Source organism: Micromonospora sp. BL1, assembly GCF_003667485.1.
GTDB classification, from domain to species: domain Bacteria; phylum Actinomycetota; class Actinomycetes; order Mycobacteriales; family Micromonosporaceae; genus Micromonospora; species Micromonospora tulbaghiae.
Genome location: NZ_RCVK01000190.1, coordinates 1 through 18,162, shown reverse-complemented (window position 1 = coordinate 18,162; position 18,162 = coordinate 1). Strand labels below are relative to the sequence as shown.

At 73.1% G+C, this 18,162-nt stretch carries 13 protein-coding genes; 6 read left to right on the top strand and 7 right to left on the bottom strand.

Going from position 1 to position 18,162, the window contains the following annotated elements:
• Positions 1-4: 4 nt before the first annotated feature.
• Complete coding sequence (locus EAD96_RS08765) at positions 5-1,915, bottom strand: hypothetical protein (protein ID WP_121683895.1); 1,911 nt, start codon at positions 1,913-1,915, stop codon at positions 5-7.
• A gap of 275 nt (positions 1,916-2,190) precedes the next feature.
• Between EAD96_RS08765 and EAD96_RS08760 the strand changes: the two genes are divergently transcribed.
• Together EAD96_RS08760 and EAD96_RS08755 are read left to right on the top strand one after the other, a co-directional pair.
• Entirely contained in the window at positions 2,191-3,633 is a 1,443-nt protein-coding gene (locus tag EAD96_RS08760; protein ID WP_121683894.1) for a glycosyltransferase, read from the top strand.
• Entirely contained in the window at positions 3,630-5,780 is a 2,151-nt protein-coding gene (locus EAD96_RS08755; RefSeq protein ID WP_233585561.1) for a glycosyltransferase family 1 protein, read from the top strand. Before EAD96_RS08760 ends, EAD96_RS08755 begins: the two co-directional genes overlap by 4 nt.
• 67 nt (positions 5,781-5,847) lie before the next feature.
• On the opposite strand, the gene EAD96_RS08750 is transcribed toward EAD96_RS08755, so the two are convergent.
• The 5 genes from EAD96_RS08750 to EAD96_RS08730 form a co-directional block, all read right to left on the bottom strand.
• Complete coding sequence (locus EAD96_RS08750; protein ID WP_121683893.1) at positions 5,848-7,467, bottom strand: glycosyltransferase family 4 protein; 1,620 nt, start codon at positions 7,465-7,467, stop codon at positions 5,848-5,850.
• A 57-nt stretch (positions 7,468-7,524) separates the two neighbouring features.
• Complete coding sequence (locus EAD96_RS08745; protein ID WP_120570713.1) at positions 7,525-9,207, bottom strand: glycosyl transferase family 1; 1,683 nt, start codon at positions 9,205-9,207, stop codon at positions 7,525-7,527.
• The gene (locus EAD96_RS08740) at positions 9,204-10,235 is read right to left on the bottom strand and encodes a Gfo/Idh/MocA family protein (protein ID WP_120570714.1); all 1,032 of its coding nucleotides are present in this window, start codon (positions 10,233-10,235) and stop codon (positions 9,204-9,206) included. Before EAD96_RS08740 ends, EAD96_RS08745 begins: the two co-directional genes overlap by 4 nt.
• A complete protein-coding gene (locus EAD96_RS08735) occupies positions 10,232-11,338 on the bottom strand; it encodes a DegT/DnrJ/EryC1/StrS aminotransferase family protein (RefSeq protein WP_120570715.1) in 1,107 nt (368 codons plus the stop codon). Before EAD96_RS08735 ends, EAD96_RS08740 begins: the two co-directional genes overlap by 4 nt.
• Before the next feature lie 151 nt (positions 11,339-11,489).
• A complete protein-coding gene (locus tag EAD96_RS08730; protein WP_120570716.1) occupies positions 11,490-12,122 on the bottom strand; it encodes a TetR/AcrR family transcriptional regulator in 633 nt (210 codons plus the stop codon).
• A 155-nt stretch (positions 12,123-12,277) separates the two neighbouring features.
• Between EAD96_RS08730 and EAD96_RS08725 the strand changes: the two genes are divergently transcribed.
• From EAD96_RS08725 to EAD96_RS08710, 4 genes are all read left to right on the top strand, one after another.
• Positions 12,278-13,180: an ABC transporter permease gene (locus tag EAD96_RS08725; RefSeq protein WP_121683892.1), complete on the top strand. Its 903-nt coding sequence runs from the start codon at positions 12,278-12,280 to the stop codon at positions 13,178-13,180.
• Positions 13,173-13,973: an ABC transporter ATP-binding protein gene (locus EAD96_RS08720; RefSeq protein WP_091423599.1), complete on the top strand. Its 801-nt coding sequence runs from the start codon at positions 13,173-13,175 to the stop codon at positions 13,971-13,973. The genes EAD96_RS08725 and EAD96_RS08720 overlap by 8 nt, the downstream gene beginning before the upstream one ends.
• Positions 13,974-14,077: 104 nt before the next feature.
• Entirely contained in the window at positions 14,078-15,580 is a 1,503-nt protein-coding gene (locus EAD96_RS08715; protein WP_121683891.1) for a bifunctional cytidylyltransferase/SDR family oxidoreductase, read from the top strand.
• 19 nt (positions 15,581-15,599) lie between these two features.
• Positions 15,600-17,276 carry a CDP-glycerol glycerophosphotransferase family protein gene (locus EAD96_RS08710; RefSeq protein ID WP_121683890.1) on the top strand — a complete coding sequence of 559 codons (1,677 nt, stop codon included), beginning with the start codon at positions 15,600-15,602 and terminating at the stop codon, positions 17,274-17,276.
• A gap of 6 nt (positions 17,277-17,282) precedes the next feature.
• On the opposite strand, the gene EAD96_RS08705 is transcribed toward EAD96_RS08710, so the two are convergent.
• Entirely contained in the window at positions 17,283-18,029 is a 747-nt protein-coding gene (locus EAD96_RS08705) for an alpha/beta fold hydrolase (protein WP_121683889.1), read from the bottom strand.
• Positions 18,030-18,162: the final 133 nt, after the last annotated feature.

Sequence of the window (18,162 nt, the reverse complement as noted above, 5' to 3'; positions counted from 1 at the left end):
CCGGTCAGCGGGTGAACGGCCGGACGTCCCACACCCAGACGTCCTCGACCCGCTCCCCCGGGCCGTACAGCGCGTCCAGCACGGTCTTCAGGTCGTCGTGGCGGCGTGCGCCGCGGTCGGGCAGCACCACGGCGTCGGCCTTCCAATAGCGGACGTCGGCGCGCGCCTGGTCGACGTCGGCCTGGCCGACGGTGGTGTCCCGCTCGCCGAGCGAGACGGCGGTGAGCAGCTTCGCCGTGGGTTGCGGGTCGACGCCCCAGCGGCCGGTGTTGTCGGTGGCGGACACCGGCGCGAGGAAGTAGCCCTCGGGGACGGCGAACCCGGCCACCGCCGCGGAACTCCAGTACAGCGACGTCATGCCGTTCACCGGCACGGGCACCAGCGTGCGGCCGGGCGCCACGTGGTCACGCCAGGTGCCGGCGGTGACGAAGTCCGGCACCGGGGTGCGGCCCTTCGCGTCCAGCGGCATCGGCAGGATCGGCAGCAGCGCGGCGGCCACCGCGACGGCCCCGACGCGGGCGGCCAGCCGCCCGGCCGGTTCGGTCCGGCGGGCGGCGAGCCGGTCACCGGCGACCGCCAGCAGCACACCGAGCGCCACCGTGGTGATCAGCGCGAACCGGGACACCACCACGGAGTCGAACACGGGCAGGTCCTGCACGAGGGCGAACGGCGCGGGGACGTCGGTGCGACGGGTGCCGACGGTCCAGGTGGTGCCGATGGAGAACAGCGCCGACACCAGGCCGACGGCTCCGAGCACCCGGACCGTGGTCTCCCGGCGCAGCCACCAGAGCACCCCGGCCGCGAGCACCACCAGGGACCAGCCGTAGAAGCTGGCCTGTTCGGTGGTGTTCGGCGCCCAGCCGATCGCGCTGGTCGGGCCACCGGCGATCGACTTGGTGGCGAACTCGACGAACGAGCCGAGCTTGAGGGCGTAGATGTCCGGGGTGCCGGGGTGGCCGACCCGGTGCTGCGGGCCGGCGAACTGCATCCACAGCGGGTACGCCGCCGCTGCGGACACGAGCACGCCGGTGATCGCCAGACCGGACAGCAGCGGGCGCAGCCGGCGTACCGCGTCGCGGGGCCGGAAGGCGAGGTAGGCCAGGACCAGCATCAGGCAGCCGAGCGCGGTCAGGAAGAGGATCTCCAGGCTGATGAAGAACTGGGCCACCACCAGCCCGCCCAGGATGAGGCCGTCGCGGATCACCCGCTCGCCGCGGGACAGCGCGACCACCCGCCAGACGATGAACGGCACCAGCCACTGCGCGGTGATGTGCGGGTGGCCGTTGCTGTGCGAGATCAGCGCGGGCGCGAAGGCGCAGAACAGGCCGCCGACGAACGCGGCGGCCCGGGAGTCGACCACGTGCCGGGACAGCACGTGGTACCAGGCGTACCCGGTGCCGGCCAGGTTCAGCGTGATGAACAGCAGATAGGAGAAGGACGCGCCGAAGAGCAGGGTGACCGGGGTGAGCACCAGGCCGGGCAGCTGCATCCCGACGTTCGTCATCAGGTTCACGCCGGCCGGGGCGTTCTGGAGCGTGGTGAAGAACGGGTTCTCCAGGTTGGTGACCGCGTGCGCCGCGTACGCCAGCATCCACTCGTTGAAGCCCTGGTCGTTCGGGCGGCTGCCGAGCAGCCGGCCGTCGTAGTCGCGCCAGCCGCGGGCGGTGACCCAGAACGCTCCGGCGAGGTAGATCAGCGCCACCAGCGCGTCGGCCCGCCGCCACCGGCCGCCGCGCCGCTTTTCGGCCGCGGTGTCCGGCTCCGGCTGCTCTGGCTGCTCCGGCTGCTCCGGGGCCGTGGTCGTCGTCGGGCTCGGGGTGGACGACCCCGGATCGGACGAGTCGTCGGCCGCGGACCCGTCGCCGCCGGTGGGGGCGGGCTCACGGTCGCGGGTGTCGGGCGCAGGCGCGGTCATGGCGTAGGAGTCTACGAAAGCGGAGGCCGCGGTCGAGGACCGGCCGAGACGGCGTGTTCGGCCGGCCGGCGCCGGTGGCGGACCCGGTGATCCGGGGCACGGCGCACCCGCCGGCCGCCGGGCGGCGGCAGGTCCGGCGCGCGGAACGGCGTTATTGTAGTGTCCGCACGCGCTCCGGCGGTCGTTACGCGGCCACCGGCACAGCAGGTACCGCGTCCGGCCGAGCCGTCCAGGCCGCGACACGGCATCTCCCCACCTCCCCAGGATCGGAATCGATGAACAACGGGCGAACTCTCTGGGACTCGTTGAAACTCCCCCGGCCGCGACGGTCCGGGTCCCGGCCGCACATGGTCTACCTCGCGATCGGCTTCCCACCGGCGGCCAAGAGCTGCGCCTACCGCATGCGGGAGACCGCCAACCAGTTCGCCGCCGCGGGCTGGGACGTGACCGCGGTCACCATCGCCGACGAGGCCTGGGAACGGGAGTACGGACTCGACCACACCCTCTCCCAGGGGGTGGACCCCAGCGTGCGCGTGGTGAAGCTGCCGCTGTTCCGGGACGACCTCGAGACCGACATCCGCACGTTCACCGAGCAGCGCGCCCTGGCGCACAAGGACTACCTGGCCGACCTGCGCAAGCAGAACCTCAAGGTCTTCCCCGAGCCGGTCTTCGGCGGCTGGCGTCCGGCGCTGGAGAAGGCCCTGCTCCGGATCCACCGGGAGCGGCCCGTCGACCTGCTGGTGACCACCTGCGCGCCGTACGTCAACCTGTCCGCGACCTGGAAGCTGTGGGAGACGCACCGGGTGCCGTACGTGGTGGACTTCCGCGACGGCTGGTCGGTCGACGTGATCAACAACGGTGAGGCGTTCACCCGGGAGTCGGTCTCCGGGCAGTGGGAGATCAAGCTGCTCAGCAACGCCGTCGCCATCTGGAACGTCAACGAGCCGATCTCCCGCTGGTACCGCGAGCGCTACCCCGAGCTGGCGCACAAGATGCGGATCGTGCGCAACGGCTACGACGCGGCGAGCATCCCGGCCCAGGTCCGCCCCGCCCCGCCGGACCGGCCGCTGACCTTCGGCTACCTCGGCGCGCTGAACCTCCCCGTACCGCTGCTGAGCGCCGTGCTCGAGGGCTGGCGCACGGCACGCGCCCAGGACCCGGCGCTGGCCGACGCCCGCTTCGAGGTGCGGGGCCACATCGGCGCCGCCTGGGCGCGCGGCGACAACGCGCACGCGGAGCTGCTCAAGGCCGCCGCCGTCGACGGCGTGCTGGTCGGCGGCTCGGTGCCCAAGGCCGAGGTGGTCGACCTCTACTCCCGCTGGGACGCGGTGGTGCTGATGGTGACCGGCGGCCGGTACATGACCTCCGGCAAGGTCTACGAGTACATGGCGACCGGCCTGCCGGTGGTCTCCGCCCACGAGGCCGACCACGACGCCTCCACTGTGCTGTCCACCTATCCGCTCTGGACCGGCGCGGTCGGGCTGGACCCGGCCGAGCTGGCCGGCGCCTTCCGGCGGGCCGCCGCGATGGCCCGTACCGCCGACGCGCCCGAGCGGGAGAAGGCCCGCGCCGAGGCGCGGCAGTACGCCCGCGAGGAGCAGCTCATCCCCGCCGTCCGGGAGGTGACCGAGCTGGTGCTGGGCGCCGGCGGTCCGGCCGGCACCCCACAGCCCTCCCCCGCCGGCGCTCGCGTCCTGGCCCGAGAAGGTAGGTCATGATCGAGGTCCTGATGGTTATGGGCACCGTCCCCGGGCGGGTGGCGGTCCTGACCGACGCGCTCCAGCAGTTCCGCGACAGGGGCGTCACCGTGCGGGTGGCCACCACCTTCGACCCGGTGGAGAAGATCCCGGCGGCGACCGAGCTGGCCGAGGTGCACCTGCTGCCCACCGCCACCGAGCTGGGCCCCCGCTTCGGCCGGGCGGTGAAGCGGGCGGCTCCGGCCCGGCGTCCGTGGCTGCGCGCCCAGCGCGACCCGTGGGTACGCCGGCACGCCAAGCGGGCCGACGTCCTGGTCGCGCTCGACGCGCAGGCCCTGCACACCGTCTGGCAGCTCGCGCAGCGCTACCGGCGGGCCGACGCCGTCTACGGCATCGCCCCGGCGCTGCGGGCGGTGGAGAAGCGGTCCGCCGACCCGGCGCGCTACCGCCGTCCCCGGCTGAACACCGTCGGCCCGGCCCCGACCGTGCTGGCGAGCGCCACCCGCAACCAGACGGTCGACCTGGCGAAGCGGGTGTTCGAGATGAGCACCGGCAAGCGGGCCATGAAGCTCGGTCCGGTGCGCTGGTTCTGGCAGGGCGCCGTCACGGCGCCCGGCCTGCCGGAGCGGCACCGCGGCAAGATCGCCCGGCGGGTCACCGGCAACATGCTCAAGACCGGGCACGGCGCCAGCGCGAAGCGGCTGGCGCTGGCGGCGCAGGGCCGGCTGAAGAGCCCGGCGACCAAGGGGCAGCTCCTCGGCCCGATCGTGGACGCGGAGCTGAGCCAGGGCAAGGTGCCCGAGCACCTGATGACAGTGGTGCGGGGGCAGCTCAAGCTGGCCGACGGTTACCTGAAGAAGCGCAACCCGGGCAAGGCCGCCCCGCACGTGCTGCGCGCGTTCAACCTGATGTTCCACCGGATCGTGCAGTTCGACGGCACCACCTCGCCGCTGGCCGAGGACCCGGAGAAGTTCCTCGCGCCGCTGCACAACAGCGAGGCCGGCCGCGCGATGGCGACACCGCGCGGGCGGCAGAGCCCGGCGGCGTTCCCGCCCGCCGGCCGGCCGCACCGGATGCTCTTCTTCACCGGGCTGAACGACAACTTCCTCGGGCCGATCCTGGAGCGCTACGAGGCGATGCCCGGGGTGGAGGTCCGCCGGCTGAACCTGATGGAGGAGTCGATCCTCCCGGTGCTCAGCAACGGCCGCACGAACGTGACGCTCCACATGCTCGCCGGCGCCTCCAAGCGGGCCGGGGAGGTCCAGGAGGCGTGGGGCCCCCACCTGGAGTGGGCGGACACGGTCTTCGTGGACTGGTGCAACCTCGGGGCCGCGATGCTGACGATGATCGACCCGGGCACCACCCGGGTGATCGTCCGCCTGCACAGCTTCGAGGCGTTCAGCTGGTGGCCGCACCTGACCGACTGGTCGCGTGTGGACGACGTGGTCTTCGTCTCCGAGCACCTGCGCGACCTGGCGCTGGCCGCGGTGCCGCGGCTGCGCGCGCCGCAGGGGCCCCGGACCCACATGATCAGCAACGCGATGGACCTGCACCGGTACGTGGCGCCGAAGGTCTCCGCCGACAGCCGGTTCACGCTCGGGCTGGTCGGGTTGAGTTCGCTGGCGAAGGACCCGCGCTGGGCGCTGGCGGTGCTGCGGGAGCTGCGCCGGCACGACGAGCGGTACCGCCTCAAGCTGGTCGGCGACGACCTCAACCCGGAGCTCAGCCCGGCGATCGCGGCCTACGTCCGGGAACTCGACGCCGAACTGGCCGAACTGGAGCCGTCCGGCGCGGTGGTGCGGACCGGCCGTACCGAGGACGTGCCCGGTGCGCTCACCGACGTCGGGGTCATCCTCAGCACCTCGCTGCGGGAGAGCTTCCACTGTGCGCTCGTCGAGGGCGCGGCCAGCGGCGCGGTGCCGGTCGTGCGCGACTGGCCGTTCTTCGCCGGCCGCCCGCACAGCGCCCGGAGCCTGTTCCCGAGCGACTGGGTGGTGGGTACGCCGCAGGAGGCCGCCGAGCGGATCCTGGCCGTCACCGCCACCGAGGAGGTCTGGCGTGAGGCGGGCCGGGCCGCGGCGTCGCACGTGCTGAGCACCTGGGACTGGTCGGTGACGCAGAAGGACTTCGACCGGCTGCTGCTGGAACCGCCGGCCACGTCTGCCTGAGGGCCGTACACGCGATCGGCCGGCTCCCCTTCGCGGGGAGCCGGCCGAACCGTTCTGTGCCGGGGGGTCAGCGCGAGGTGGCCGCGTACTCCCGCTCGTCGCCGGGGCGCCGGGACGCCGGCGGACGCGCCCCGCTCGCGGCGGGCGTGCCCAGCAGCGAGGCGTACACCTCGTCGAGGATCCGGGCCTGGGCCTCCCAGGTCCAGCCCTCCAGCAGGCCGGGCTTGTCGTAGGCGGCCCGGTAGCGCTCCGGGTCGGCGAGCACCGCCCGGACGGCCCGGACGTAGTCGGCCAGGTCCTCGGCGGTGAACACCTCGCCCTGCCCGGTGGCCCGCGCGGTCTGCGCCATGGTCTTCACGTCGCTGACCACGATGGGCAGCCGGGCGTGCGAGTACTCCAGGAACTTCGTGATCAGCGCCAGCTCGTGGTTGGGCTTGTGGTGGATCGGGATGACCCCGGCGTCCGCGCCGGACAGGAACGGCACCACCTGCCAGTGCGCGACGTACGGCAGCAGGTGCACGCGGTCCGCGACGCCGAGTTCGGCGGCGCGATCCCGCAGCGCCTCGGAGAACTGGTTGTCGCCGTTGGGGTTCATGGTCACGAACGCGACGTGCACGCCGGGCAGCTCCGGCAGCGCCTCCACCATGATCTGGCAGCCCCGGCTCGGGTTCACCGCGCCGGAGTAGACGAGCACCGGCGTACCGTCGTCCACGCCGCACAGCGCACGCAGGTCCGGCACGTCGCCGTCGGCCTCGGCCGGCGGCGCCATCGGCGCGTTGAGCACCACGGCCGGCCGGTCGGGCAGGCCGTGGGTCTCCTGGAGCAGGTCGGCGAGCGTGTCGGAGACGGTCACCACCGCGTCCGGGTAGGCGGCGTACTCGGCCGTGTAGGCGATCTGGGCGGGCAGCCAGCGCGGGTTGTCGGCCCGGCCGGTGATGCCGCCGACGAACTCGTGGGCGTCCCAGACCAGCTTGGTCCGCCGGCCAGCGGCCCGGGCCCGCAGCGTCGCCCGCGCGCCGATGCCGAGCATCCGGAAGTCGTTGGCGTGGATGATGTCCGGCTTGAGCTCGTCGAGCGTCTTGCGGAAGGCCAGTTCGAAGTCCCACAGGCCCGGGTCCAGCCGGCGCCAGGCGCGGTCGCCCAGCACTCCCTTCCAGAACCGCACGGGTAGGCGGCTGAACAGCGCCTCCGGGTCGGTCTGCGCCTTGCGCAGCCGGCGGGTCTCGGCGCTGCGGAAGCGCACCCAGCGGGCGAGCGCGGTGGCGGCGGCGCGGGACGGCAGCTGGGCGGCCCGTCCCACGGCGGCCGGAAGCCCGCCGCCCAGCGCCTGGGCGCGGACGCGGCGCTCGTACAGATCGGCCTGCCACGCCTTGATCTCCTGGACCCGGTAGGCGGCCTTGGTGGTCGACGCGTACGCCAGCGGCCGGCGCAGCGACCGGCTGTACTCCCGGGGCAGCCGGTGCAGCGGCTTGGGCACCCGCAGCAGCCGCACCTCGGCGCCGCCGATGCGCCAGGTGTCGACGTCGGAGCGGGCGTTGCGGATGCCGAGGAGGAAGACCTCCCAGCCGGCGTCGGCGGCCGAGCGTGCTGCCTTCTGCACCCGGGAGTCGCCGTGGACGCCGTTGTCGACCAGCATCACCACCCGGCCCCGGGTCGGTCGGGCATCGCTGTTAGCGCCAGCTTGCATCGGGTGCTTCTCCTCGTTGACGGTGCGGGCGTGGGTGGTGGGTGGTGGGTGGGCTGGTCACCGGAGGAAGGCGTCGAAGACCTCGGCGGTGCGTCGCCCGTCGTGGTGGTCACGGACGTAACGGGTGCCCTCCGCGGCCAGGGCGACCGCGGCGGGCCGGTCGTCGAGCAGCGACTCGATGGCCTTGACGAGCGTGCCGGGGGTGGCGTTGGCGATCGGCGGCCGGACCCCGGCGGCCCGGTGCGGCCCTTCGCTCAGGTATGCCACCACGACCCGCCCGGCGGCCATCCCCTCGCAGGAGAACGTGCCGTAGCTGCCCATCACGAGCTGGTCGACCACGATGTCGCACTCCTGCACCTGGCGCCGCATCTCGTGGTGCGGCAGCCCTTCCACCAGGCGCAGTTCGATGATCCGTCGATCGTGCAGCTCCTGCAACCGGGGCAGGAGCCGGTCGGTGCCCTTGGTCCACCGCTTCGACGGCGCGTGCAGCACCACCGGCCGGGCGCGTTCCAGCACCGGGCGGTCGCAGGCCCAGGCGTCCACGTCGACGATCAGCGGCGCCCAGGTGGCGGACGGCACGTCGTCCAGCAGGTCGGGGGTGGTCACGAAGAACGGCAGGCCGCTCTCCTCGGCGGTGCGCCGGTTCCGCTCGGCCACGGTGGTGAGCTGCCCGATCAGGTCCTCCGGGGCGTCCCGGAACGCGGACTCGGCGTGCCGCTCCAGGTGCGCGCCCGGATGGCGGATCTCGCTGCCGTGCGCCAGCAGCGCGACCTTGAGCCGGGCCCGGCGCAGCGCGGGCAGGTCCGCGGCGATGTCGTCGCCGTTGGCCCGGCCGAGCACCGGGCGGAACGCGTCCACGATCAGGTGGGTGTACCAGCCGAGCACCCGCTCGGCCCGGGCGATCTGCACGTCGAGCCGGTGCTCGCCGGGGTAGTTCAGGTAGCGGTCGGCCGGGTAGCGGTAGGTGGCCGGTGGCTTGGCCATCACCAGCTCCACGCCGACGTCGGCGCGGGCGGTGGTGATCGCCACCGCCAGGGCGGAGAGCTGCCCGGCGTAGTTCGCCGTGCCCAGCCCCAGCCGGATCGGCCCGGCGCCGAGCGGACGCCACGGGCCGGGCGTGCCGGCCTCGACCGGCGCGACCGGCGGCTCCTGCGCCGGCGGCGCCTCGTCGCCGCCGCGCTGCCGGGCCCGTTCCACCGCCTTGGTGAACGACGGCAGCGAGCCGGGCGCGAAGAGGTCGCCACCGCCGTGCCGGGCCAGGTGCTCGCGCACCACCCGGCTGTCGGCGGCGACCACCCGCAGCCCGGCGGCGAGGAAGGTGTCCAGCAGGTCGAGACCGGCGTCCGGGTCGAACCCGAACACCGCCACGTCCGCCGGGGCGAGGAACGCGGCCGTCACGGTACGCGGGCGCGGCACCAGGTGGACCCGCCGGCGCGCCTTGCCGGCGTGGCGGACCAGGTCCTGGGCCGACGCCCGCTCCGCCTCGCCGCAGACCAGCGCCAGGTGGAACTCGGGCAGCCGGACGAGCGCGCGCAGCACGCCGTCCAGCGCCCGGTCGCCGGTGATCCCGCCGGCGTGCACCAGCAGCGGCGTGCCGGCGGGGAGTTCACACAGTTCGCGTACCGAAGGGGTCTGCCAGGGCCGGGTGCCGGCGGCGGCCCGGCGGAGCGCGATGCGCCACCGCCGGGGAATCCGCCGCCGTACCGCGGAGACCGTCCGCCGCACCGGCGCCGGGCTCATCGCAGTGCCGGCTCCGCGTCGCTGCCGTCGGCCGCCACGGACACGACCTTGCCGTCGGCGGACGACTCCAGCAGGGCGGCCGCGACCTGCACGGTACGCAGACCCTGCCGCAGCGTGACGATGTCGCTCTGCTTGCCCTCCACCGCGTCCCGGAAGCGCTCGTGCTCGACCAGCAGCGGCTCCCGCTTCGGGATGGCGTAGCGGACCATGTCGCCCTCGGCCACGCCGCGGAACGCGCGCAGCGCCTCCCACTCGGTGTCGATGGCGGCGTTGGCGTAGAACGTCAGGTCGGCGGTGAGCGTGTCGGCCACGAAGCAGCCCTTGTCACCGGTGACCACAGTCGACCGCTCCTTGAGCGGGCTGAGCCAGTTCACCAGGTGGTTGACCATCGTGCCGTCGGCGAGCTGGCCGACCACGGCGACCATGTCCTCGTGCAGCCGGCCGCTGCGCGAGACCGTGCGGGCGGCGACCGAGCTGTACTGCTGGCCGGTCACCCAGGCGGTCAGGTCGATGTCGTGGGTGGCCAGGTCCATCACCACGCCGACGTCGGCGATCCGGTGCGGGAACGGGCCCTGGCGCCGGGTCACGACCTGGAACACCTCGCCCAGCTCGCCCGCCTCCAGCCGGGTACGCAGGCTCTGCAACGCCGGGTTGTAGCGCTCGATGTGACCGACGCCGGCGACCAGGCCGGCGTTCTCGAACGCCTCGACCAGACGGGTGGCCGCGTCGACGGACTGGGCCAGCGGCTTCTCGATGAGCGCGCAGACGCCGTTGGCGGCCAGCTCCATGCCGATCGGCTCGTGCAGCGCCGTGGGGCAGGCCACCACCGCGTAGTCGACGCCGAGGGCGAGCAGGTCGCTCAGCTCGGGTACGACGGGCGCGCGCAGCGTGCCGGTCACGTCGCCGGCCGGGTCGACCACGCCGACCAGCTCGACGCCGTCCAGGTTGGACAGCACCCGGGCGTGGTTGCGCCCCATCGCGCCGAGGCCGATCAGGCCGGCCCGCAGCTTCCGTCCGCCGTCACTCATCGGGCACCGCCGGCCAGGTTCGCGCCCTCGGCGATCCGCTCCAGCTCGGCCTGGCTCAGCGACGGGTGCACCGGCAGCGAGACCACCTCGGCGGCGGCCCGCTCGGTCTCCGGCAGGTCCCACGCGCCCGGCTTGCCGTCGACGAGGTACGGCTTGAGCCGGTGGATCGGGGTCGGGTAGTAGACCGCGTTGCCGATGCCCAGCTCGGTGAGGCGGGCCTGGGCGGCGTCGCGGTCGCCCCGCACCCGCACGGTGTACTGGTGGTAGACGTGCTTGGCGCCGTCGGCGACCGGCGGGGTGACCATGCCGGTGATCGCCGAGTCGAGGAACTTGGCGTTGGCGCGGCGCTGCTCGGTCCACTCGGCGAGCTGGGTGAGCTGCACCCGGCCGATGGCGGCGGCCACGTCGGTCATCCGCATGTTGGCGCCGACGATCTCGTTGGCGTACCGCTGCTCCATGCCCTGGTTGCGCAGCAGCCGCAGGGTGCGGGCGAGGTCCGCGTCGGCGGTGCTGATCATGCCGCCCTCGAGGGAGTGCATGTTCTTCGTGGGGTAGAAGCTGAAGCACCCGGCGGTGCCGAACGCGCCGACCGGGGTGCCGTTCAGTTCGGCGCCGTGCGCCTGCGCGGCGTCCTCGACCACGGCGAGGCCGTGCTGCTGCGCGATCTCCATGATCCGGTCCATCGCGGCCGGGTGGCCGTAGAGGTGCACCGGCATGATCGCGACGGTCTTCGGCGTGATCGCGGCGGCGACCGCCTCCGGGTCGACGCAGAAGCTGCCCGGCTCGATGTCCACGAAGACCGGCTCGGCGCCGACCAGCCGGACCGCGTTGCCGCTGGCGGCGAAGGAGAACGACGGGACGATGACCTCGTCGCCCGGGCCGAAGCCGAGCGCCATCAGCGTCAGCTGGAGCGCGGAGGTGCCGGAGTTGACGGCGACGCAGTGCCGGCCGCCGACGAGGTCACCGAACTCCTCCTCGAACGCGGCGACCTCGGGGCCCTGCACGACCCGGCCGCTCCGCAGCACCCGGACGGCCGCCTCGATCTCGGCCTCGCCGATGATCGGCCGTGCGGGGGGAATGAACTCTGGATGCGGCCCGACCATGGGGCTTCCTCCTGTCGACGCGTGGTTCATGAGAGACATTTCGGGGGATGGTACCGGTCTGTCGGGAGAACCAGCGGGTTGCACTGATTGTCCGACCGGGTGTGACCTTTTGTTCATGATCGACGATGGCCCTCCGGGGGCGGCCCGGGGTTCAGACTTCCACCTCGTCGCGTACAGGCCCCACGCATGCTACCCGCAGCGCGGCGACGATCGCGGCCGCCATCCGGGGCACCTCGGTGGGCTCCAGCGGCGCCCGGGAGATCGCCATCCGCCAGTAGACCGGGCCGACGATGAGATCGACGGCGGCGCGCCGGTCGGTGTCCGGGGACAGCTCACCGCGCTCGACCGCCCGGCCGATCAGGATCCGCCCGATGGCCTGCTGGTAGTCGTCCAGGGCGGCCTGCAACTTCTCCGCGATCTGCGGGTTGCGGGCCGCCTCGGCCAGCAGGTCCGGGATGATCTGCGCGGCCAGCCGGTGACGCAACGCGCGCGCCATCACGTGCAGCAGGATCTCCAGGTCGCCGAGGAGGCTGCCGGTGTCCAGCAGCGGGATGTTCCGCCCGGCCACCGCCGAGACCATGTCCAGCACCAGGTCGAGCTTGGAACGCCAGCGGCGGTAGATGGCGGTCTTGCTCACACCGGCCCGGCGGGCCACCGCCTCGATGGAGAGGCGACCGTAGCCGACCTCGGCCAATTCCTGCATCACGGCGGCGCGGATGGCACTGGTGATCTCCCCGCGCAGCACCGCCGCGCCGGCCGGGGCACGCCTCTTCTCGGTCGTCACGTGGAACAATGTAGCGCAACGACGGTACGGTTGCGTCCCGACGTTCGGTGGACTACCTTCCATGCAGCAGCGAGGCGGCTCCTCCCCGCCCGGCCACGCTGGATCTCTTTCACCGCACTGCTCCCCATCAGCACGAAAGATCGGAGCGCCTGAACATGGCCAACACCGCGGTGGCCGACCCCGAATCCGGACTGACCCGGGCCCAGCTGGCCCAGCGGTACGGGCTACGGGTGGCCGGGGAACGACCCGCCCTGGGTGAGTACGCACGCAGGTTGTGGGCGTACCGGCACTTCATGACCGCGTACTCGCGGGCGAAGGTCGCCTCCTCGCTGAGCAACACCCAGCTCGGCCAGCTCTGGCAGGTGCTGACACCGCTCACCAACGCGGCGGTCTACTTCCTGATCTTCGGCCTGATCCTGGCCCAGAGCCGGAACGTGCCGAACTTCATCGCGTACCTGTGCACCGGTGTGTTCATCTTCATCTTCACCCAGACGGCGGCGACGAACGGCGTCAGCGCGATCACCGGCAACCTGGGCCTGATCCGGGCGCTCCAGTTCCCCCGGGCCGCGCTGCCGATCACCGTCACGCTGGTGCAGCTCCAGCAGCTGCTCATGTCGATGGTCGTCCTGGGCGCGATCGTGCTGTTCACCGGCGAGCCGATCACCTTCCGCTGGCTGCTGCTGCCCCTGATGCTGCTGCTCCAGACGATCTTCAACGTCGGGCTGAGCATGGTGATGGCCCGCCTCGGCTCCAAGGTCACCGACCTCAAGCAGATCATGCCGTTCGTGATGCGCACCTGGCTGTACGCCTCCGGCGTGCTCTACCCGGTGGCGCTCATCCGCGAGCACCTGCCGAACTGGGCGGCGAACATCCTGGAGTGGAACCCGCCGCTGGTCTTCATCGAGCTGGCCCGCTACGCGCTGCTCGACTCGCACCAGGCGAACCTGATCAGCTCCCCGCTGAAGCTGTGGGCACTCGGCCTGTTCTGGGCGGTCGTGATGGGCGTCGGCGGATTCGTCTACTTCTGGCGCGGAGAGAAGGAGTACGGCCGTGGCTGAGCAGACCCTGCCGCTGAACGCCGGCCCGGTGACCGACTCGGGTCGCGTCCCCACAGTGGTGGTGGACGACGTGCACGTGATCTACCGGATCCACAAGGGCGCGAGCGGCGGCACCACACCGGTCTCCGCGCTCAAGCGGATCGTCTCCCGCACCAAGGCGCCGAACATCCGCGAGGTGCACGCGGTCAAGGGCGTGAGCTTCACCGCGTACGAGGGTGAGGCGATCGGCCTGATCGGCAGCAACGGCTCCGGCAAGTCCACGCTGCTGCGCGCCATCGCCGGGCTGCTCCCGCCGGCCCGCGGCGCCGTCTACACCCAGGGCCAGCCGTCGCTGCTCGGCGTGAACGCCGCGCTGCTCAACGACCTGTCCGGCGAGCGCAACGTGGTGCTCGGCTGCCTCGCCATGGGCATGCACCCGGACGAGGTCAAGAAGATCGCCCCGGAGATCATCGAGTTCTCCGGGATCAACGAGCGCGGCGACTTCGCCTCGCTGCCGATGCGCACCTATTCCTCCGGCATGGGCGCGCGGCTGCGCTTCGCGATCTCCTCGGCGAAGAAGCACGACGTGCTGCTCATCGACGAGGCGCTGGCCACCGGCGACCGCAAGTTCCGGGTCCGCAGCGAGCAGCGGGTCCGCGAACTGCGCGACAGTGCCGGCACGGTCTTCCTGGTCAGCCACTCGATCGGCTCGATCCGGGACACCTGCGAGCGGACCATCTGGCTGGAGAGCGGCGTCCTGAAGATGGACGGCCCCACCAAGGAGGTCTGCGACGCGTACGAGAACCAGAAGTAGCGCCCCGGAGCGCACCGCACCGGGTTCCGCCCGGAGCGGTGCGCTCCCGCGTACGCGTTAAGGTTTTCGGACCCATCCCCTTTCACCCAGAGTGAGGTACGGCAATGACGCAGGACCACACCACCGCACCGGACGCCGCGCCGGCGAGCCCGGCACCCTGGCGCCCCGCGCGTACGGTGGCCGTGATCCTCGCCGGGGGGACCGGCACGCGCCTCGGGCTGGGCATCCCGAAGCAGCTCCTCAAGATCGCCGGTAAGCCGATCATCGAGCACACCCTCGCCGTCTTCGAGGCCGCGCCGGAGATCGACGAGATCATCGTGCTGATGGCCACCGGTCACGTCGACGACGCGCGACGCATCGTCGCCGGCGCCGGCTTCCGCAAGGTCACCAAGGTGATCGAGGGCGGCGAGACCCGCAACGACACCACCCGGATCGCGCTCGACGCGGTCGGCGAGGGCGACGTCAACATCCTCTTCCACGACGCGGTCCGCCCGCTGGTCAGCGCCCGGATCGTGCGCGAGTGCGTGAACGCGCTCTGGACCTACTCGGCCGTGGACGTGGCCATCCCGTCCGCCGACACGATCATCCAGGTGGACGCGGACGACTGCATCACCGACATCCCGGTCCGCTCCCGGCTGCGCCGCGGCCAGACCCCGCAGGCGTTCCGGTCCGGCACCATCCGCGAGGCGTACCGCCGGGCCGAGGGCGACCCCGACTTCGCCGCCACCGACGACTGCGGCGTGGTGCTGCGCTACCTGCCCGGCACGCCGATCAAGGTGATCGACGGCTCGGACGAGAACATCAAGGTCACCCACCCGGTCGACGTGCACCTGGCCGACAAGCTGTTCCAGCTCGCCGCCGCCCAGGCGCCCCGCCTCACCGACCACCGCAGCTACGCCGAGGAGCTGACCGGCCGGACCATCGTGGTCTTCGGCGGCAGCTACGGCATCGGCCACGACCTGGCCGAGCTGGCCCGTGGCTACGGCGCCCAGGTCTTCCCGTTCAGCCGCTCCACCACCGGCACGCACGTCGAACGCGCCGAGGACGTGGCCGCCGCGCTGAAGACCGCGTTCGAGGCGACCGGCCGGATCGACCACGTGGTGGTCACCGCCGGCATCCTGGAGAAGGGCGCGCTGGCCGAGATGGACTCGGAGACGATGGACCGTCTCCTGCACGTCAACTTCGTCGGCCCGGTCACCATCGCGCGCCAGTCGCTGCCGTACCTCCAGCAGACCAAGGGCCAGCTGCTGCTCTACACGTCCAGCTCGTACACCCGGGGCCGGGCCCGCTACGCGCTCTACTCGGCCACCAAGGCCGCGCTGGTCAACCTGACCCAGGCGCTCGCCGACGAGTGGGCCGAGTTCGGCGTACGCGTCAACTGCGTCAACCCGGAACGCACCGCCACCCCGATGCGGACGCGGGCGTTCGGCGAGGAGCCGGAGCACACGCTGCTCTCCTCCGAGGCGGTCGCGCAGGCGTCCCTGGACGTGCTGATCTCCGACCTGACCGGCCAGGTGGTCGACGTGCGCCGGTCCCCCGGCGAGCAGGTCGCCGCCGTGCCGGCCCAGCCGGGCCCGCACCGGTCCGAGCTGTCCGCCGACGCCTGAACCCGACGGGACGTACCAGATGCGTGGTGACCTGGTCCGCAAGCTGCTCGCCCGGGTGCTGACCACCGGGCTGGCGGTGCTGGCCTTCCTCGTCGTGGCGCTCACCGGGGCGACCGGCTGGGGCCTGGCCCTGGCCGTCGCGGCGCTCGCCGCGACCGCCTGGGAGCGCCGGGTCCGGCCGTCCGCCGACGGCCTCGCCGAGACGGTGCTCGTCGCCGCCGGCATCCTCGTCGGCTACGCGCGGCGGCTCGACGACGGCTTCGACCCGGCGCTGGCCGCCACCGCGCTGGTCCTGCTCGGGCTGGTGCTGCTGGTCGGGCCGCTGCGGCAGGCCGGCGCGCTGGAGATCCGGGCGGCGAACCTCCCGGTCCGCACGTGGACACCGGTCGTCGCCGCCCGGCTCGGCGACGCGCTGCTGGTGCTGCTCGCCGTGGTGGCGCTCGCAGCCGCCCTGGCGCTGCCCGCCTGGACGGCGCTCGTCGCCGCGCTGCTGGTCGGCGCCGGCTGCGGGGCGGTCGCGCTGGACCTGGCCCGGCGCCGGTTCCGCCCGCCCGCCGGAGGTGGCCCGGTCGGCCGCGCGCTGCGCCGCCACCAGCCCGAGTTCGTGCTGCACTTCTCCGCGCCACCCGGCTCCGAGTACCAGGTCACCATGTGGCTGCCGTACCTGGAGCGGATCGGCCGCCCGTTCGTGGTGGTGCTGCGCGAACCGGAGCTCCTGCCCGCGGTGGCCGCCGCCACCCGCGCCCCGGTCGTCCTCTGCCCCACGCTGAAGGCGCTCGACGAGGCGCTGGTGCCGAGCCTGCGGGTGGCGTTCTACGTCAACCACGGCGCGAAGAACGCCCACGTGATCCGGTTCAACCAGCTCACCCACGTGCAGCTGCACCACGGCGACAGCGACAAGGCCCCCAGCGCCAACCCGGTCTCGGCCATCTTCGACAAGATCTTCGTGGCCGGGCAGGCCGCGATCGACAGGTACGCCCGCGCCGGCGTGGAGATCCCCGCCGACAAGTTCGTCGTGGTCGGCCGCCCCCAGGTCGAGGCCATCGAGGTACGCCGGGAGCCGGTCACCCCGTCGGCGCACCCCACCGTCCTCTACACCCCGACCTGGACCGGGCACCACGCCGACGCCAACTACTGCTCGCTGCCGGTGGCCGAGACGCTGATCCGCCGGCTGATCGACAGGGGCGCCGCGGTGATCCTGCGCGCCCACCCCTACACCGACAAGAACCCGGCCTCGGCCCGCCAGCTCGCCCGGCTCACCGAGCTGCTCGCCGCCGACCGGGCGAAGACCGGCCGGCCGCACCTGTTCGGCGCCGCCGCGAGCCGCGAGCTGACGCTCACCGAGTGCGTCAACCGCGCCGACGCGCTGGTCTCCGACGTCTCCGGGGTGATCTCCGACTGGCTCTACTCCGGCAAGCCGTACGCGGTCACCGACACCGGCGCCGACGGCGAGCACTTCGTCGAGCGGTTCCCGCTGGCGGCGTCCGGCTACGTGCTGCGGCGTGACATGTCCAACGTGGACGAGGTGCTCACCGACCTGCTCGACGCCGACCCGAAGGCGGCGCAGCGCTGGGCGGCCCGGACCCGCTACCTGGGCGACTTCCCCGCCGACGGGTACGCCGAGGCGTTCCTCACCGCCGCCCGCCGCGAACTGGAACCCGACTGGGCGGTCCCGGCGCCGCGCACCGGGGTGTAGGCCCGCTCAGAGGTACGGGTCGAGCAGGGCGAGCACCGCCTCCGGGTCCTCGACGTGCGCGTTGTGGCCCAGCCCGGGCAGCGTCGCCACGGGCGCGCCCAGCTCCTTGAGCTGCGCGTCGGTCACCATCGGGTCCAGCTCGCCACGGGCCAGCAGCACCGGCACACCGGTGGCGGCCAGCAGGGCCGGCAGCCGGGGTTCCCCGACGGCGAACGCGGCCGGGTCCATCGCGAGCCGCCAGCGACCGTCCACCCGGCGCAGCCCCGCCTCCACCACCGGATGGTCCGGTGCGAACAGCCCGGCGAGCCCGGAGACCCGCAGGTAGCGGCGGGCCGCCTCGTCACGGGTGGCGAACCAGGTGACCGGCCGGGCGGCCAGCTCCGCCGACTTGGCCAGTTCGGCCGGGGACCAGACCGCCTTGATGCCGAGCCCGACCACCGCGTCGACCGGAAGCCCTCGCTGCCGGGCCGCGAGCGCCAGCGCCACCACCCCGCCGAGCGAGTGCCCGAGCAGCACCAGCCGGTCGGTGGAGCCGAGCCGGACCGGGCCCAGCCCGTCGACGACGCGCTGGGCCAGGGCCTCGAACGAGTAGCCGTGCAGCGGCGGCGACCAGCCGTGTCCCGCCAGGTCGGGGGCGAGCCAGCGGCCGGGCCAGCGGCGCTCCAGCAGCGGCGCCCAGGGCAGCCACACCTCGCCGGTGGCACCCATGCCGTGCAGGAGAATCAGGTGCCGCTTCCCCGTCGCATCGCCCATTGGCGCAGTCTGCCACCGCCCGCCCCGCACACGCGAGACCGAACCCCGGCCAGCCTCGTCGCCCGCCATCCCGTCGATCTTGCGGTTTCGGCCCACGGGACGCCCGGCTTGCCCGTTGTGACGGGGCCGCAAC

Excerpts from the sequence above, each read along its gene's own strand:
- EAD96_RS08740 (WP_120570714.1), bottom strand. The coding sequence starts at position 10,235 with ATGAGTGACGGCGGACGGAAGCTGCGGGCCGGCCTGATCGGCCTCGGC.
- EAD96_RS08725 (WP_121683892.1), top strand. The coding sequence starts at position 12,278 with ATGGCCAACACCGCGGTGGCCGACCCCGAATCCGGACTGACCCGGGCC.
- EAD96_RS08755 (WP_233585561.1), top strand. The coding sequence starts at position 3,630 with ATGATCGAGGTCCTGATGGTTATGGGCACCGTCCCCGGGCGGGTGGCG.
- EAD96_RS08715 (WP_121683891.1), top strand. The coding sequence starts at position 14,078 with ATGACGCAGGACCACACCACCGCACCGGACGCCGCGCCGGCGAGCCCG.
- EAD96_RS08710 (WP_121683890.1), top strand. The coding sequence starts at position 15,600 with ATGCGTGGTGACCTGGTCCGCAAGCTGCTCGCCCGGGTGCTGACCACC.
- EAD96_RS08765 (WP_121683895.1), bottom strand. The coding sequence starts at position 1,915 with ATGACCGCGCCTGCGCCCGACACCCGCGACCGTGAGCCCGCCCCCACC.
- EAD96_RS08735 (WP_120570715.1), bottom strand. The coding sequence starts at position 11,338 with ATGGTCGGGCCGCATCCAGAGTTCATTCCCCCCGCACGGCCGATCATC.
- EAD96_RS08705 (WP_121683889.1), bottom strand. The coding sequence starts at position 18,029 with ATGGGCGATGCGACGGGGAAGCGGCACCTGATTCTCCTGCACGGCATG.
- EAD96_RS08760 (WP_121683894.1), top strand. The coding sequence starts at position 2,191 with ATGAACAACGGGCGAACTCTCTGGGACTCGTTGAAACTCCCCCGGCCG.
- EAD96_RS08750 (WP_121683893.1), bottom strand. The coding sequence starts at position 7,467 with ATGCAAGCTGGCGCTAACAGCGATGCCCGACCGACCCGGGGCCGGGTG.
- EAD96_RS08745 (WP_120570713.1), bottom strand. The coding sequence starts at position 9,207 with ATGAGCCCGGCGCCGGTGCGGCGGACGGTCTCCGCGGTACGGCGGCGG.